This window comes from Dysgonomonas sp. 520 (genome assembly GCF_010501095.1).
In the GTDB taxonomy this organism is placed as follows: domain Bacteria; phylum Bacteroidota; class Bacteroidia; order Bacteroidales; family Dysgonomonadaceae; genus QVMP01.
Window position 1 is genome coordinate 3,562 of the sequence record NZ_QVMP01000018.1, and the last position, 18,372, is coordinate 21,933.

Here is an 18,372-nt window from a genome sequence, read left to right on the forward strand (position 1 = left end):
AATGTCACGTTTACACCCGTCAGGCGAAACGGCATCTGCTTCGCAGGCGGGGACACGTTAAGCGAAACAAGGCGTAAAATTGAACACCTCCCCAACCCTGCTCCAAAAGAGGGGTTTGCTCCCTCTCCTCTTGGAGAGGGCCGGGGTGAGGTCGGTCGTCAACCAACTCAATACAGATGCTTCGCATCTCTCAGCAGCACAAGATTACAAAGTTAAGATTAAAATATTCAATATCAACACATAGCTGTGAATATATACATTCCGATAACGATAGTTAAATAAGTTTTTTGTACTTTTGTGACCTAAAAAATAGCATTTAACATAGTAAACATATCTCAAAAAAAAGATGAAGTATGCATTAGCATTTTGTTTTGCATCCTTAGTGCTTTTCGCATGCAAACAAGAACAGGAACCGGAGCGAGGAACAAATCGGCAGGAAACAAAAGAAGAAAAAAAATATACAAGGTTTAAGGGCAACTACAACAATACGTTCAACGACCTGCACAACCTGCACACCGAAGCTGCCCTAAGAAAAGGAATACCGCCACTGGCCTGCAGGGCAGACACGAGCAAATATATGACCCGGTTGAAGAGAATACCAAACGAATTGTTTTTGTACAAAACCGATTCTTTGGCCTATTCTATCCCCTACCTGACCAACGATGCTTCCGACCTGCTCATAAATATTTGCGCCAATTTCAGAGACTCTTTATCGAGAAAGAGTTTAACTCTATATAAACCAATAATAACCAGCATCACGCGCACAGACGAAGATGTGGCAAAGCTGACCAGAAGAAACGTCAATGCCAGCGACAGTTCGGCGCATCGTTATGCCACCACTTTCGACATATCGTGGAGGCGTTTCGAGAAAGTTGACACCCGAGGGGCTGATGTTGGAACCGATAAGCTGAAACTAATTTTGGGAGAGGTTCTGCACGATTTGCGGGAACGTGACAGGTGCTACATAAAGCACGAAAGAAAACAAGCGTGTTTTCATATAACTGTAAGATAAAAACTGATGATTGCAGGGAAATGCAATCAACATGCAGCTTGTCTGCTCGCAACCGAATAAAAGAAACATTTAAGCATGAATAGATATTTTATATATTTAGCATATAACGGCACTGATTATAACGGTTGGCAAATACAACCGAACGGAAAATCTATTCAGGAAACCCTGCAAAATGCGCTCTCCACATTGTTGCGAACGCCAACTGAAATTGTAGGAGCAGGGCGAACCGATGCCGGAGTGCATGCCAGACTGATGGCTGCACATTTTGATGCAGAAATTAGCAATTTAGACGAATTTTCTGACAGAATGAACAGAATATTGCCTAAAAATATCGCCATTTTCAGAACAATTCGGGTAAAACCGGATGCTCATGCCCGATTCGATGCAACGGCTCGCTTATACAGATATTATATAACGACGGAGAAAGATCCATTTTTGTATCCGTTCAAACACAAGATACACCACGATCTTGATATGGATATGATGAACCGCTGTGCAAACATCCTGTTTGAGTATAAAGACTTTACCAGTTTCAGCAAACTTCACACAGATGTGAAGACAAACGATTGTGAGATTATGCATGCTCAATGGGAACGGCAAGGCAACGATTACATTTTCACCATTCAAGCCAACAGGTTTCTTCGCAACATGGTCAGGGCGATAGTGGGAACCTTGCTTGAAGCAGGACGGGGAAAACTGGACGAGCAGGGCATGAGAAGAATAATAGAGGCGAAAAACAGATCGACGGCAGGACATTCTGTTCCGGGAAATGCGCTTTTTTTGGAAGATATTGAATATAAGGAAGATATATTTTTATAATTGAAAAACGGTCTTTTAAATTTATACAAATCATATTTGTAGGTGTGAATAAAAACTCACCCAATGTTGTTGTTATAAGGGCGTAAAATTTTACGCCCCTACAAATCACCGCCACACATCCTCCCCCAAAAGGAGGAAGGGTTATTCCCTCTCTTTGGGAGAGGGTTAGGGAGAGGTGTATTCAACTAGATTCGCATAAATGATAGATAAACTATAATAACTATGAGAATAAATACTTATTTGAACGGAAGGACATTGAAAGGATTCATGGAAAGTGAAAAATCGGGCGGACTTGTCCTCATTGTATGCACTCTCCTATCCCTTCTGTTGGCAAATTCGAGTATCGGACAACATTATCTGGGTATATGGGATTTCCATATCGGCAGCCATTCCTTTGCCCATTGGATCAACGACGGATTGATGGCGATATTCTTTCTTTTGGTGGGACTGGAACTGATTCAGGAAATTCACGAAGGAGAACTATCAAACACCAAAAGAGCCATGCTCCCTTTATCCGGGGCATTAGGAGGAATGCTAGTCCCCGCCGGAATTTATATGTTATTCAACTACGGCACTGAAACACACGCCGGCTACGGAATACCGATGGCAACAGATATTGCTTTTGCCTTGGGCATTCTTTCATTGCTTGGTAGCCGTGTGCCCACATCCCTGAAAGTCTTCCTTACGGCATTGGCAGTAATAGACGACCTGGGGGCAATTATTGTGATTGCCATATTCTACACATCCTCGCTTTCTTGGATCAGCTTGTTTATCGCTCTGGGAACATTTGTCGTTTTACTTGTATTGAATAAGGTTTTCAATATAAAAAACCTTATCCCATACCTGATTGGAGGTGTCGTTATGTGGTATTTCATGCTTCAATCGGGAGTTCACGCAACCATTGCCGGAGTATTGCTTGCAATAACCATCCCTTTCAAGAAAGGAGATCCGGCTTGCATGTCGAACAAGATGCAACATGCGCTTCATTATCCCGTGGCATTCATCATATTGCCATTGTTCGCATTAGCCAACACGGCCATAGTGATGGAAGGCAATTGGGATCAGGCAATAGGAGAACCATTTGCCTTGGGTATAATATTCGGGTTGATACTAGGCAAACCACTGGGTATCACGCTATTCAGCTTCATCATGGTTAAATCAGGCCTGTGCTCACTACCCAGAGGTACTAAATGGAAAGAGATGATTGGGGTCGGCATGCTGGGAGGTATAGGCTTCACAATGTCTATTTTTATTACCTTATTGGCGTTTAAAGACAGTGTACACTATATAAACGAGTCGAAACTGATGATTCTCTTCGCCTCCACAATTGCGGGAATATTGGGGTATACATGGCTCAACTTTGTATTGAAGAAACGAAAAGAATAAAAAAAATTAAACATATATGTGGTTAGCTCTGGCCTTTCTATCGGCTTTTTTTCTAGGGTGTTACGATGTCAACAAAAAGATGTCGGTTCAGAATAATGCGGTTATTCCCGTCTTATTCCTGAACACTTTTTTCTGTACATTATTCTTTCTTCCACTATTCCTGTTATCCCGCTTTGTGCCCGATCTGGTTGCCGGGAGCATTTTCTACGTGCCCGCAATAGATGCCGAAACCCACTTCTACATTGTCCTGAAGTCGGCCTTGGTACTATCGTCCTGGATATTCAGCTATTTTGCCATAAAACACCTCCCCCTTACAATCAGCGGACCAATAAACGCCACACGCCCCGTAATGACGCTGCTGGGTGCGCTCCTCATATTCGGCGAAAGGCTGAACCTGTATCAGTGGATAGGTGTCTTACTGACTATTATATCGGTCTTTCTTCTTTCGGCGACAGGTAGAAAAGAGGGGATTAACTTCCGTCGCAACAAATGGATCATCTTCATGTTTCTGGCAGCGGCTCTTGGTGCTGCAAGCGGATTGTACGACAAATTCCTGATGCAAAGATTCAGTTCCACGTCTGTTCAGTTTTGGTACAATTTCTATCAATTCTTGATGATGGCCATAGTCCTGATTGTATTATGGTATCCACGACGGGGAAAGTCCACCCCTTTCAAGTGGAAATGGAACATTCTGCTGGTTTCCTTTTTCCTTACACTTGCCGACTTTGTCTATTTCTATGCCCTGACCGATCCTGAGGCCATGATTTCGATCGTTTCTATGGTAAGAAGGAGCTCTGTTGTAGTCTCGTTTATCGGAGGAGTTTTATTCTTCCATGAAAAAAACTTAAAAGGAAAGGCAATAGACCTTGCTTTAATCATTATAGGGATGTTTTTCTTATATTTGGGAACAAAATAGGCCGCTGGCCTCACAATACATTATACAGTACGCACACTTATGAAAAATAAAATCATATTATTATTTCTATTCGTTTCTTTCGTATCAAGCCTGACAGCACAAGATATTACCGGCATCGTGCTGAATGCTCCGGACAATATTATCTTCGGATTATCGGCTGAAGAAAAAGACAAACTTGTTGCCCAACCAAAAGACAGTGCAATAGTGTCTGTTAACAATATATTCCAGAAAACGACCAAACGCCTCAATTTGTCGGACGATTATATTTCGCTTCAAACATCCGAAGCCGGAACCACTCAGATAAAACTGCTTCCTCTTGTTAACGAATCGAAAATAATATGCGTGGTTACAACAGTATGCGGCAAGGTTTGTGACAGCAAAATACAATTTTTCTATTCTGCCAATTGGACTCCGCTCGAAAACGTAGAGTTGTTTCCCCGGCTTGATATAAACACTTTCCTTGAAGATAATATTGATAAGAATTCCGACGATTTCCAGAATGCTCTGGCTGTGGTTTCAATGCTGCCTGTCAAGTTAGTTTTAGATGCTGATACGCAGGATATAAAAGCCGAGTTAGGGATAAAAGAATATCTTTCCGAAACCGAGTACAACGAAATAGAGAAATACCTGAAAAAAGATCCGGTGACATTTAAATGGAATAAAATTTCGTTCAAATAACACAATATATTAATCTTTGTTTCATAATTTATCAATATTATGTACTTTTGCTGCAATAATATCATTTTTATCGAATAAAGGAAAGAATCACGACAAAATTGTTACATTTTGGACATTTTATAAATACAAAACAAGAAAAAGAGGTATCAATAACAAACAAATTGTATATAACTATATAAAATCATGCAACAAGAATTTACGTTAGGCAGGGGCAAAGCGATGATTAATTTTACGCTTAAATATTGCGATACCCGCCAAAAAATGTTTAACAGCTACGGCTTTAGACGAGTAATAGAAAGTTTCATCATAGAAAACTTGAAAAAGGATGAAGTAATAATATACGATTATTACATCAAAACATTCAAAACGGATGAAGAATTTATCAACTCTCTTTTAGAGTTTTTCAAACTTGTGAATGTTTGCGAGTTGGACGAAATTTTGAAGGTAAACAATATCTATTCTGTTTTCCTCGACGATAAAAGCCTGTTTATTGAGTTGATAGAACTTCTCTACAAATATTGGAGAAGACTGGAAAGGATAACCATTGTTCGCAACTCACAGCTGGGCGACGGTCTGCAAAACGTAAGGTTCATTCAAGCAAACGACCTCTTCAACGAGCTGATCTTGTCAATTTATCGCCGCACGGAAGAAACCGTGATGGGATATAGCCACCGTGTATATCGTCAGTTGGCGGCAGGCGCAAACGCCGGACTCACCCTGAACGACGTGAAATGGAACTGTCCCGCCGAGTACAACGGATTATCAACTGTGCCTTTCATCAGTTCTGTTGTGTTCAACCCTCCCGTTATCACGTACACTAAGAAAAATACCCGTGACGGAATATTTCAGGAACATAAAGAAAATCCTTTGAAAGGAATAAACCTGAATGACGACAACTGGTTCGTGTTTCCTGCCTGGGTGGGAAATATGTTGACATTTGTCTACTTCCACAAAGATTTTATCGACCACGGATTGGGATTGGCAAACCTCTTCGAACTGGCTACCGAAAGTGACTATATAGGCAAAAAACCGGATATGATCTATCTGTTCGGTTATCCTGATGCACATGAAGAAAAACGCACATTCTATCATAAAGACAAAAAGAACGACATCCTTATCGGATATGCAAACTATTGCGACGATATCGACTATTTCGGATACATGAAAAAGATGTTGCTCACATTGCACAATGTGAAGCAAATGGAAAACGGAGCCCTTCCGCTGCACGGCGCAATGGTTAATGTTGCCCTGAAAAATGGAAAGGAAGCAAATATCATTATCATTGGCGACAGTGGTGCGGGAAAATCGGAAAGCCTTGAAGCATTCCGTACTCTCAACGACAACTTTATCCGCCACATGCGCATAATTTTTGACGATATGGGTTACCTGAAATTTGAGAATGATGGTTCGATAAAAGCATACGGAACAGAAATTGGTGCTTTTGTGCGCACAGACGACTTAGATCCGACTTACGCTTTCGAACAACTCGACCGTGGCATCTACACAAATCCGGACAAGGTAAACGCCCGTGTAACAATTCCTGTATCTACCTACGAGGTTATATCGAAAGGATATAAAGTTGATTATATGCTTTATGCAAACAATTATGCCGAAAGCGAACAAAAGATCAACTTCTTCGATAATCTGGAAAAAGCAATCGAAGTTTTTGAAGCCGGAGCACGCAAAGCCAAAGGTACAACAACAGAAAAAGGACTGGTTAAATCTTATTTCGCCAATCCTTTCGGACCTGTGCAGGAACGTGAACTAGCCGAAAAACTCATCAAAAAATATTTTACTGCCATGAACGAAAATGGGGTAAAAATTGGTGAAATGCATACAAGCCTTGCCATAGACGGGATGACTAAAGACGGTCCGAGACAAGCAGCCGAAGAACTATTTACCCTTATCAATGAATAAGCGAAAATACTGACCAAAAAAAAAAATGGAGATTGCAAAATTGCAATCTCCATTTTCTTTTGATAAACTCTATTTAAAAACCCAAATATTAGTCTAATATTTGTTTCACCGTTTCAACAGAACCATTTTCGTAAGTTACTTTTTTCAATACTAAACCTTTAGCATCAGCAGCAACTTGTTTTCCTTGAAGGTTGTAATATACTTCAGATACAACAGCTCCTTTATCGGCAGTAGCATCGCTGATAGAAGAAGTGCCTTCCGTAGCCCAAGAAAGGCTATATATATTTATACTACTAACCGGGAATGTAATAGTTACTTCACCTGCTGCAGGAACTTCAACATTTATGTATGGGTAAACTTTTGACGTTGCACTAGGATCAGTTTGGCTAGGATTTGATACTGCCTGAGCACTTGACTCTACTACAACTTTATTATACAATTCTTTTCCAGCTTGTGCTACCACTACAGTTCTATCTGTTGCTGAATTACTACCTGTTCTAGCAGCAATTTTAAGCGTTCCTTTATCTTTTGCATCTAAAATTATATAACGATAAGAAGCCTTACTTGCTCCTCCTGATTTAAGGCGAAAATCAAATTTATCGCAATCTCCAATAGCAACAGTTGTCAAATCTCCATCGTAGAAATACGCTGTATTACCATCTATCTCAAATCCTCTGTTGTAAGGTTTGTCTGTCTTATCTGTTTCTGTCGCCTTAAATGTAAAAGATCCATTTTTTGTATCAGCTGTATATCCACCAGCTTCAGTAAAAGTAATCAGTTCTTGTGCACTTGCACCCAAAGTCATCGCCAAAGCGGCTACGAAAAGTAAAGTTTTTTTCATGATAAAAATTGTTTTGATTGTTAATAATTTGTTTGTATCTTTTTTTAATCTCTCGTATCACAAATGTATGTAAATCAATATTTAACAGGGTGTAATAATTGACTTTATAGGGTAGTCTTTTTGGTTTTTAGCTAAGTAAACATGCAACGTGCAACAACAATGAAAGGATTGTCATGCTGAGCAACACGAAACATCTACAAAACAGATATTCCGATTCACACAACATGACAATTTGCCTCTGCATTTTCAACTTCATGCTACGATGAAAGCGAGAATGCCTAATAAAACCTTATTTAATGAACTTATGAGTAGAAACCACTCCCTGGTTGCCAATTAGCCTGACAATATAAATACCTGTATTCAGATTGCCTACATACAATTGATTTTTCTCTGAAGAGACAATCGGTTTCCCTGTTATTGAATATATTTCTATTCTTTTTGCATCGGAATATAACATATCGCCAATCAGAGTAAAGATCAATTCATTAGAAACAGATTCCTCTATCGAAGAATTAAGTATCTCTTGTATGCACAAATCTGTCATACTGAATACATTTGCATCTGCACCACCAATTTCCTGTATACGGATTGTATTTGGAGTATCGCTATCTAAATTGAACGATATCGCTTGGCAAGATGTCTTTTCTATTGAGTATGTCAGACTTTCTGCTTCGTTTCCGTTTATTGTTACAGACACCGTGCGCACACCATTCGCTGTAAGATTTACAGAAAAACGAGTTTTTGCAGGCAACGTAAATGTCACATCATTCGTGCGCCAAGCATATCCATTCTCGCTGCAAGCGTCCTTCGACCCTCTATTCTCGATACTCAAACTACCATTTGTAATCAGAGATGAAACTTCGAGAGGAACACCTCCATCGGTTGGGATGCTGCCACAAAACAAGTCTTTCGTTTCGTCCTGATTTTCATCATCTTTCAGACTTAATTGTGCTTTTGTTATATCTTCAACAATGCTATTCAAATATACTTCCAGATAAGTATATCCTTCTTCATTTAAGTCTGTCGACTTTTTGCCCGGATAGTTAGTATTCAACCACCCGTCAGGTATACCATCCGCATCAGAATCAGCCGGAGCCTTTCCTTGTGTATACTCGGGCCACGAACCAACATCGTTCTGAGAGTCTATGATACCAAGTTTTCCGGTTTCCGAACCCACATAAGTGTAAGTTCCGTTACGGACCTCCCTTGCTATGCGCTCGTCTACTACATCTCTCACCAGAGAAGCTCCGCCATAAGTCAACACTCTCTCGAATGCCATCTGAGGCGTATGCTGCGTAATCGGATAATAATCGAAAGGTTGATTTGTCCGGCAAGCTGTTTTATCTACACCTTCAGCATATTTAACTGCCGCACTATTCCAATTGTCATTTGTAGCAGTATTATTTCCATAAACATAATTATCTGTAATATAATACTGTCCATATCCCGGCGGATTTTTCGTAGGATCTTTATCTATGTCTATTTGTGTTATCAGACTTCTGATATCCGATTTGGTTGCAGGGCCATACTTATAATAGTTTGCTACTATATTGTACTTTCCTGCGCTTTCGCCGCCATAAGCACCGTTAGCTCCCCAATTATAAATTACATTGTTCCTGAAATCGAGCCGTTCTTCACTCATTGGGTTATTGTAACTCAGACCCGATCTTTTCCATCCATTAAAACGTGGATTCCTGCTATTGTGATGCGCAATCAGATTGTGGTGAAATGAAGCGTTCTTTCCGCCCCAGATGCCGCCATAACCATGATCGCCCTTATCATGCCCTGCTCTGTTCAACGATTCTGTAATATAGCACCATTGCATAGTGAAATTTTCGTTGGAATAGAACGAGGCACATTCATCTATCGACCAGCTCATCGAGCAATGGTCTAAAATAACGTTTTTTTGGTATCTACCCCAAATGGCATCCATGTCGTCGTTGGATGTTGCATCTCCCAGACGAAACCTCATATAGCGAATTATAACTTCATTTGCATAAACATATATATCATAATTTTTCACACAAATCCCATCTCCGGGAGCTGTTTGCCCGGCAACAGTTACGTATCCGTTGCTTATTCTGATTTCACTTTTCAATTCAATAGTTCCCGACACTTTAAAAACTACGGTTCTTTTTCCAGATGCAGTTAAAGCTGCCCTAAGGCTGCCCGTGCCGGAATCATTCAGATTGGTTACATAAATAACTTTGCCTCCACGGCCACCTTTCGTATACATACCTCCACCCTCGGCACCCGGAAATGCAGGAGTTTGAGCAGATAAACTACTGATCGCACAGATTAAAAAGCCGAAAAAGATTGCTTTAAATTTCATTGTATACCTCTTAATGTTTCTGAGCTATTTACTGTTAATTTGCCATGACGATTTTCTCGCCTTTTATATTTTTAGGCAATTTAATGTTCTTATTATTCCCTTTCAGTTCAACCACCTTTTCCAATGTCGACGGATAATCGAAACCATCTACATTGAAGTTCGATACATTCTTTATAATCAATGCCGGACCTTCTTTGGGGTTGATTGTTACGTTTTTAAAGTTTATCTGGTCAGATTCCGACAATTCGGCTCCTATGGTAGAAGTAATTATTACATCCTCTACATTTATATTTTTAATATGCATTTCGGGTAAACCGTTGAATAACATTGCCCTGCGAGCATTTCTCGATACCAGATTCTTTACATAAATATTGCGGAAAGCTGGAGTTTTTTCACTCACTGCCGGAATTGTGGTATCAACCGGAGTCTTGTCTCCGTCTTGCAATGATTCTGTTGCCGATTTTCCTCCATAATAAAGGTCGAACAAGAAAGATTCTGTCGCTATATTAAACATATTGATATTATTTATGTAAATATTTTCGACAATACCTCCACGACCTCTTTTGCTCTTAAACCTTAAACCTACATCCGTTCCTAAAAACTGACAATTAGACAAAGCTATATTTCTCACGCTACCCGACATTTCGCTTCCTACTACGAAGCCACCATGCCCTTGAAAAACCTTACAGTTGTCAATAATCACATTTTCGGTAGGACGGTTTCGACGACGACCATCTTCGTCTTTTCCCGATTTGATACAAATAGCATCATCACCCACGTCGAATATACTATTCACAATAATTGAATTTACGCAAGACTCAAGGTCCAATCCATCGCCATTTTGCGCATATCCGGGATTGCGTACCACAATATTGTCGATAATCACATTTTCGCACATCAAAGGATGTATGTTCCATGCTGGTGAATTTTCGAAAAGCACACCTTCCAAGAGTATATTCTTACACTCTATGAAATTTACCATCACCGGACGAAGAAAGTCTTTAACTTCAAGCCATTGCGCTTCTGTCAGTTTTCCTTTCGGCACATTCATGTCACTTATCAATAGTCCTTTCTTGGAACCTTCTGACGGGAACCAATAATTGTCGTCCATTACAACGCCGCCCGAATTGACAACCGCTTTCCAATGATTGCTTGTTACTTTTCCTTCCTTCAACGGCCTCCAAGCCTCACCCGATCCGTTGATAGAGCCTTCTCCCGTAATTGCGATATTCTCCAGATTACGACCCGAAATAGGCGATTGGCAACGACGAGTATTAAGTCCTTCAAAAACAGTTTCAACTAAAGGATACAAGTCAAAATCTGCCGAGAAAAGAATTAGTGCTCCTTTTTCGAGATGCAGATTTATATTTGATTTAAACACGATTGGGCCTGTATACCAAACTCCCGATGGAACTATTAATGTTCCGCCTCCTTTGCTTGCCAAAGCATCCATCGCCTTTGCAAAAGCTTCTGTGTTTAGGGTAGAACCATCCGATACACCTCCAAAGTCTGCTATCGACACACTGTTTGCGGGAAAAACGGGCGCTTTAATCTTAGGCATTTTAAATTGAAGATCTTTATACAGATATTCATATTTATATTGCCCTTGGCTATATGCACCAAACCCCTGCCCGAGTATCAATAACAATAGAGCAACTTTTTTCACATTTCTCATAAACATTTTAAGTAGTTTTATTTAGCCGAGATGCAGAACCGATATAGTCCTGCTTCCCGGATAAAATATTCAATAATCTTTTTTCTTTATTTCAACCATCTTGGGTCACCAACAGTTACAGCTGCATTTCCTACTGTGAAAATACCCTCTGAAGCATTTTCAAATTGAGGATCAGCAGTTGTATAATTTGTTGATGTATCGTATTTAGCAGTTTCGTGAATATTGCTGTCGGATAAGAATCCCGGAGCATTGAAATAGTTATTGTTTGCACATTGTGGCTGCGCCGATGCTAAACTATTTGTATAATATCCCGCAGTATTAGCAAAAATACAATTTGACACACTTAATGTATTCTTCACAAAACGAACATACAATATACGTCTTGATGAGCTATTAGAAACTGCATTAAATGTACATTGATCTACAGACACATTACATGTTTCATCCGGGAATGTTGCCGAAGAGTCATCAAGACGAAGGAAATCACGTTCCGGAGCACAATTATTAAATGTGCTTTTTGTTATCATCAAATTTGCCACAAATCCTGCACGGATATCAATACAATCGGCACTGTTTGTCAATATGTTCGAAACAACTGAGTTATTTATTGTTACAGAATTGATCTTAACAGCAATACCCGAACCGGCTGCTATCAACGATTTATTGTAATTTCTGACAGTACATCCATCAATTACAAGAGACTGTATGGATCCTGATGTAGCGGTATATTGAACTGCATGATCCAGCAATCCACTAGGTCTTGTTCCGTCCAAATCTAAATATTTCAACTCAAGAGAAGCTGCCGTACTAACAATAAAGTGTGCATGAATAGTTGGCTTCGCATTTTCATTGTCTCCTGATATGGAAATGTTCTTATCGATAGTAATTTTTTCTCCGGCATCCAAGTAATCTCCCGGAAGAACAAGGAATGCAGCGCCATCCTTAGCTTCAGCTATCAACGCAGCTAAATCATCACCCGATTCGACAAAAATAGTTCCTTCTTTCAGTGTTGTAATTTCTCTCAATGATATTTTTTGCTTATCATTATATAGTATAGCCTCATATTTAGTAGACCCTGTCAGATCTGGAACCGTAACAAATCCATTTGCGATATCATCATCAGACAGAGTTACACTTACAGAACCTTCCGTAGCCGATTTGAAAGTTATTTTCGTTGCAGGCAATTCGGGGTTCCATCTCATCGTAACCTCATTCACCCTAACATCCCCTATCTCTGCCGATAAATATCTGTCGGGCACTGATGTCAGGAAATCTATGCCATACCACTTAGACTCATCTTTCTCTGACGATAAAGCCTTGATACGTGCCGAATAACGTGTATCGCTTTCCAAGTCTTTTATTACAGTAGTTTCCGATACCTCTGTCGTATAAATACGATTTTCTTCGAGAAACTCCATACTATCTTTATAAAGTTCCACTACATAGTTGTCTGCGCCCTTAACCGATTGCCAGGTAAGATTCACAGTCATATAGTTAGTAATTTTTGCACTTACTCCGACCGGAGCCATCAGACGATCGAAGTCTAACGAATCTATTACGGGATCTATATCATCGTCACAGGCAACCATAAATGCACCTGAGAAAATAGTAAGTCCTATTATAAATTTTGAAATATATTTTTTCATGATTATTTTCTGTTTTTATCTATTAATATCCGTAATCATTTTTCAAATAACCGTTGCTGTTACTTATAAAAGTTTGCCAAATAGGCCAGAACTGATATTTATCCGGATCACGAACAAATAATACATCTATTTTCTCATCCTTAAGTTTACCTGTGCCAACCCACTCTATGTTAGACTCATATTTAGCCGCTTCCACCGGATCATTTTCGCCACGGTTCAATCCATAAACAATTAAACTTTCCTTTTCCACCAGTTTATTATTTTTGGCAACATCGGCGGCAGTAGCATACCGGTAGTAAAGAACTGCAGGCACATCTTCATAACGATCTCTACGATCACGCAATTCTCTCATTCGTTCTTTAGTATCTTCCATATTGGCCTGCAACAGATTCCAGCGAATCAATGCTTCTTTACGCAACATTTCTCCTGCAAACTCATAAGCATGCTCATTCTGAATAGCTTTCAGCATAGCATCTTTTGATGTAATAGCATTTACATATCCATCAACTTTCGAACTATGCAATGACTTGTCAAATGCTCTGCGACGAATCTCTTTCAAATACGGAGCTGCCGCTGAATAACCGTCTAATTCGTTTGTAACTTCAGCCAACATTAAAATGACTTCTGAAAAACGCATATATTGCTTGCGTAAACCATCATCTTGCTCTGATGTTACTTCACGCGACATCCATTCGAAACGATATTTACCAAAACACCAACTGTTAAGGGCGTTAAGCTCTTGTATTGCAGGGTTTGTTTTACTCCATCTGTAAGGAACGCATGTTACGTCGCGACGAAGGTCATTTACATCGTAATCGTAAAATAAGTTCGGTGTCGGACCAACCTGTCCTCCCTGAGCCATAGCTGTATATTGATCGGAAAGCTGATGTCTTACGGCAAAAGTATAAGCCATACGGCCACGGCTGCTCGAAAATGGTATTTCCCACATAGACTCCCCTCCGGGTGTCAAATCTTCCTCACAAAGTTTTCTGAACACCATTTCAAAATCATCTTCCATGCTTCCTGCCGCAGAATTCTTATACAAATCCAGCAATTCTTGTTTTGCAATAGGGTACAATACACTTTTATCCAGTTCCGGATCATTGCTCAAGCGTGGAGAATCTGAATCCGGACGCTGAGAGTAACCCGATGCAACCAAACAAAGACGAGCTCTAAGACCTTTCACAAAAGTTTTGTTTATTCTTGTCACTTTTTTGGTATATGTATGCTCATTTGGCCAGAATGTAAGTTCGGCAGCCTCTCCCAAGTCAGCTATGATTTGTTTGTAGATAACGTCTCTGTCCGATTTTGGTATGTACACTGTTTCTCCGCTAATAGGCTCGAAACGAGCAGGAACATCGCCCCATGCTCTTACCAGGTCTGCATAGATTACAGCTCTCAGGGTCAACGCTTCACCAAGAAGGTGGCCCAGCTCTGTACCCGGCTCTGCCAATCCAGAGTTTTTTAATCCCCTGACAGCAATATTGGCTCTCTCTACCCCTTCATACATTTTAGCCCAAGCGTTTTTGTCCGAGTTCATTTGGCTATTATTGGCAGCAGCTCTGTATACCGCCAAATCGGCCTTACCATTATCTGTTTCGTAGTTAGCAGAAGAGTTATACCACTCTATATCTGTATTCAAACCATACCAAGGCAAGAAACGCCCCCTGTAAGATTCGGTTTCGGCAAAAGACATCGTTATCCCCATAATAGCCCCTTCTGCCAAAATAGGGTTTGAATATATAACCGCTTCGTCGAGAGACGATTCTGATGGTGTGTCTAAGAAATCATCACAAGACACAAACAACAGCGCTAATATTAATAATATATTTATTTTTTTCATTTGTTTGTATTTTAACGGCAATTAGTAATTAAAAGGTCAAGTTCACACCAAGTAAGAATTGACGGCTCTTAGGATAAGCAGAGTGGTCTACTCCAGGAGTTGGAAGCCCACCAGACGAATCGCGGGTAGAAACCTCCGGATCAAATCCTGAATAGTTTGTCAAGCAAAATACATTATAAATAGATGTATAGAATCTTAAATTCTGAATCTTATATTTCATCAACAGGCTTTTAGGAACTGTATAACCTAAAGTCAATGTGTTGAGACGAAGGAAAGAACCATCCTCTACTGCCCAGTCTGTAAATATATATCTGTCCATATAAGGAGACCACATCGTTGTATTTTCATTCATGGCTTTCAATGTTGCATAATCTTTCGAAATTTGTCCATCCGCAGTCATGCTTGTCCAGCGTCTGCCGGAAGCCATTTCGTTTATCATGTTGTTATAATTGCGTTTACTTGTAGAAGTATATTCTATTTTGTTTGCATTGTAAACATCGTTGCCATAACTCCAGTTGAATACTGCAGACAGGTCAAACCCTTTGTAACGTCCGTTGATCGTAAAACCTCCTGTGTGAGTTGGGTTTGCATCTCCTATAAATCTTCTGTCATTAGGGTTTATGCTTGTTGTTCCATCGTTTTCGGTTTTCTTCAATTTCATTGCTCCGGGACGAATAGTACCCACAACTGAAGAAGAATTGGCAACACCTTCATTTAAGATATAGTTTCCTTTTGAGTCGAACACAAATTGACGTTGACCATTTGCATCCATCTCCGTCAAAAAGTCATCTACTTCGTATCGTCCATCAGAAACGTATCCATACATCTGACCAACAGAACCACCTACTCTTAGCATATAATCGTCTTTAATCTCCGTCGATGCCCAATACGAGTTGGCAGAATACACATCTGTCAATCCTAATGATTTCACCTTGTTTTTATTGAATCCTATGTTAAAGCTAAAGTCCAAACCATAGTCAGGTTTATCCAATGCTATATAGTTCAACTGCATTTCAATCCCTTTGTTCTGGGTTTTACCCATGTTACGATACTGGAAATCATAAGCAGACCCGGATGTATTGAACTTGATCAACAAATCTTCGGTTGTGTTCCAATAAAATTCGAAAGCCCCACTCAATCGGCCTCTCAGCAATGTATAGTCAATACCGATATTTCTTGTATAAGTTGTTTCCCATGTCAGGTCTGGATTAGCCATTATCTTCGACGGGTTAAAATAACTGGTAAGTCCTTCAATCCAATTGACATTGGAGGTTGACGGAGCCAAAGTCTGATTCAACATTCCTGAAGGAATATTATTATTTCCGGCCGTACCATAGCTTAAACGAAGTTTCAAGTCATCAAGCCAAGTTGTTGCTCCTTGCATAAAATCTTCGCTGGAGATACGCCAGGCAAAGGCTGCCGATGGGAAATAACCCCATTGATTTCCTTTCGAGAACTTGCTTGATCCGTCGGCACGGAATGTTGCAGACAAGATATATTTACTCTTATAATCGTAACCCAAACGTCCAAAGAACGAAACCATGTTGTCGTCGGGATGGTAGAAATCTTCTACTGTTGCTTTACCTGCCAATGCTGTCAGTTTCTTCACATCATTAAAACCAAATTCGACAGGAAAACCTTCCATCATGTTAGTCATAATTTTCTCTTCACGATTAATTATTTCATGACCGAGCAACAGCCTTAAAGAGTGAGACTTATTGTTCAACAACTTTTTGAAGTCATAATTGATCGTGTTTGTATTGCGAAGAGTTCTTCTTGATGTATTGACAAGTTGCAGAGCCGGTTTATCTTTGTTACCTACGGCTGCACTTTCTTTCGAATAGGTAGTGCTTGTTCCATAAAAGCGTCGGCTGTCGTTATCGTACGTATCCAATCCTATCTCTGTTTTCAAAGTAAGATTATCTATAATTTTCCAAGCAAAACTTCCTGCAATATTCAAGTTTCTACGTTCTTGCTCCCTTTCATTATCCGAAACAATTGTAAGCGGATTTATCAAATATGAAGAAGCCTCAGGATCGTCATCATCTTCGTCTAATCCTCCGCTACCGTTCAATGGTACGGGCGAATATAGCATAGCTCGTTTGGTTCGGGCATCTGTTGTAGAATTCACTTTCTGGTCAGTTGCTCCACCACCTTTAATTTCGGTTTCAGAGTAACGTGCCGTAAAGTCTAATGTTACAGTCTTGGTTGGCTTATGATTCAATTTTAAAGAGAAGTTATCCCTTTTGAAATTAGAACTGATCATAATAGCTTTATCATCAACATGAGCATAGCTGAAAGCATACTTCATTTTGTCAGAACCACCTGTCAAACTCAAATTTTGATTGAAAACATGGCCTGTACGTCCATATATTTGATCCATCCAATCATTGCCCTTCACGTCGCCATATAGATCCATATCTTGGTATGCTCCAAAATATTTCTCATATTTATCCGGTTTACCTTCTTTCAGCATAGCCAACTCATATTGCCAGTTCAGGTAGTCAGGAACGCTTAGTCTTTTCAACTCTTTTCCTGCCTTATGTTTTATGGCATAATATGCGTTGTAGCTAACTGTTAGTTTCCCTTCTTTTCCGCTTTTAGTAGTAACAATAATTACCCCGTTAGCTCCACGAGATCCATAAATAGCAGTGGATGAAGCATCTTTCAATACGTCAATTGATTCTATGTCAGTTGGCGGTATATCGGATATACTTGAAACAGGAAATCCGTCTACAATAAACAATGGAGTATTGTCTCCCGTAACAGAACCTCCTCCACGAACACGGATTTTAACTTCCGCATCAGGAGATCCCTCCGTAGTAGTAACTTGTACCCCTGCCAGCTTACCTGTAATAGCCTCTGCCGCAGTTGTAACAGGAATATCCTTCAGTGCTTTTTCGCCGATGGATGAAACAGAACTTGTCAGATCTCTCTTTTTCACAGTCTCGTAACCGATAACTACTAATTCGTCCAGCTCTGTTAAAGCCTTATTTTCTTCCATCACGATATCAAGGCTGTTACTTGTTATCGCAACCTCTTGCGTTTGCATACCAATGTATGATATCACAAGTGTTTTTGCATCGTTTGGCACAGTTAACGTGAAATTTCCATCTAGATCCGTAACTGTTGCAGTATTTGTCCCTTTAAGCGTTACGCCGGCTCCTATGATCGCATCGCCATTCGCTTCTGTCACAACCCCTTTTATTGTTTTTGTTTGTGCATACAAACTCACGCAAGGCAGCATGAAGAAAATAGCGCAGATCGAAAAAATCACTTTTTTCTTAAGATTGTTCATGTTTTCGAT

General features: G+C 40.0%; 12 protein-coding genes. 6 read left to right on the forward strand and 6 right to left on the reverse strand.

The genetic code is table 11. From position 1 onward, the window contains the following. Positions 1-346 precede the first annotated feature (346 nt). The 6 genes from D0T56_RS11185 to D0T56_RS11210 all read left to right on the forward strand — a co-directional run bounded on the left by D0T56_RS11185 (position 347) and on the right by D0T56_RS11210 (position 6,728). On the forward strand, positions 347-1,012 hold the full coding sequence (locus D0T56_RS11185; protein ID WP_185153878.1) for a DUF5715 family protein: 666 nt from the start codon (positions 347-349) through the stop codon (positions 1,010-1,012). Between the two features lie 75 nt (positions 1,013-1,087). Then, positions 1,088-1,831, forward strand: coding sequence for a tRNA pseudouridine(38-40) synthase TruA (truA, locus tag D0T56_RS11190; protein ID WP_163320244.1), 744 nt, complete (start codon positions 1,088-1,090; stop codon positions 1,829-1,831). A 222-nt stretch (positions 1,832-2,053) separates the two neighbouring features. Beyond that, positions 2,054-3,217, forward strand: a complete 1,164-nt coding sequence (gene nhaA / locus D0T56_RS11195; protein ID WP_163320245.1) for a Na+/H+ antiporter NhaA — start codon at positions 2,054-2,056, stop codon at positions 3,215-3,217. A 16-nt stretch (positions 3,218-3,233) separates the two neighbouring features. Beyond that, entirely contained in the window at positions 3,234-4,133 is a 900-nt protein-coding gene (locus tag D0T56_RS11200; protein WP_163320246.1) for an EamA family transporter, read from the forward strand. Positions 4,134-4,172: 39 nt separating this feature from the next. Next, positions 4,173-4,811 carry a DUF3256 family protein gene (locus D0T56_RS11205; protein ID WP_163320247.1) on the forward strand — a complete coding sequence of 213 codons (639 nt, stop codon included), beginning with the start codon at positions 4,173-4,175 and terminating at the stop codon, positions 4,809-4,811. Between the two features lie 183 nt (positions 4,812-4,994). After that, on the forward strand, positions 4,995-6,728 hold the full coding sequence (locus tag D0T56_RS11210) for a phosphoenolpyruvate carboxykinase (RefSeq protein ID WP_163320248.1): 1,734 nt from the start codon (positions 4,995-4,997) through the stop codon (positions 6,726-6,728). A gap of 88 nt (positions 6,729-6,816) precedes the next feature. On the opposite strand, the gene D0T56_RS11215 is transcribed toward D0T56_RS11210, so the two are convergent. From D0T56_RS11215 to D0T56_RS11240, 6 genes are all read right to left on the reverse strand, one after another. Beyond that, the gene (locus D0T56_RS11215) at positions 6,817-7,569 is read right to left on the reverse strand and encodes a hypothetical protein (protein ID WP_163320249.1); all 753 of its coding nucleotides are present in this window, start codon (positions 7,567-7,569) and stop codon (positions 6,817-6,819) included. A 289-nt stretch (positions 7,570-7,858) separates the two neighbouring features. After that, positions 7,859-9,901, reverse strand: coding sequence for a T9SS type A sorting domain-containing protein (locus D0T56_RS11220; RefSeq protein WP_163320250.1), 2,043 nt, complete (start codon positions 9,899-9,901; stop codon positions 7,859-7,861). Between the two features lie 34 nt (positions 9,902-9,935). Beyond that, complete coding sequence (locus tag D0T56_RS11225) at positions 9,936-11,576, reverse strand: glycoside hydrolase family 28 protein (RefSeq protein ID WP_163320251.1); 1,641 nt, start codon at positions 11,574-11,576, stop codon at positions 9,936-9,938. Positions 11,577-11,662: 86 nt separating this feature from the next. Continuing rightward, positions 11,663-13,222 (reverse strand): DUF4957 domain-containing protein, encoded by a 1,560-nt coding sequence (locus tag D0T56_RS11230; RefSeq protein ID WP_163320252.1) that lies wholly within the window; start codon positions 13,220-13,222, stop codon positions 11,663-11,665. 22 nt (positions 13,223-13,244) lie between these two features. Beyond that, the gene (locus D0T56_RS11235) at positions 13,245-15,065 is read right to left on the reverse strand and encodes a RagB/SusD family nutrient uptake outer membrane protein (protein ID WP_163320253.1); all 1,821 of its coding nucleotides are present in this window, start codon (positions 15,063-15,065) and stop codon (positions 13,245-13,247) included. A 28-nt stretch (positions 15,066-15,093) separates the two neighbouring features. Next, positions 15,094-18,363 carry a TonB-dependent receptor gene (locus D0T56_RS11240; protein ID WP_163320254.1) on the reverse strand — a complete coding sequence of 1,090 codons (3,270 nt, stop codon included), beginning with the start codon at positions 18,361-18,363 and terminating at the stop codon, positions 15,094-15,096. Between the last annotated feature and the right edge of the window lie 9 nt (positions 18,364-18,372).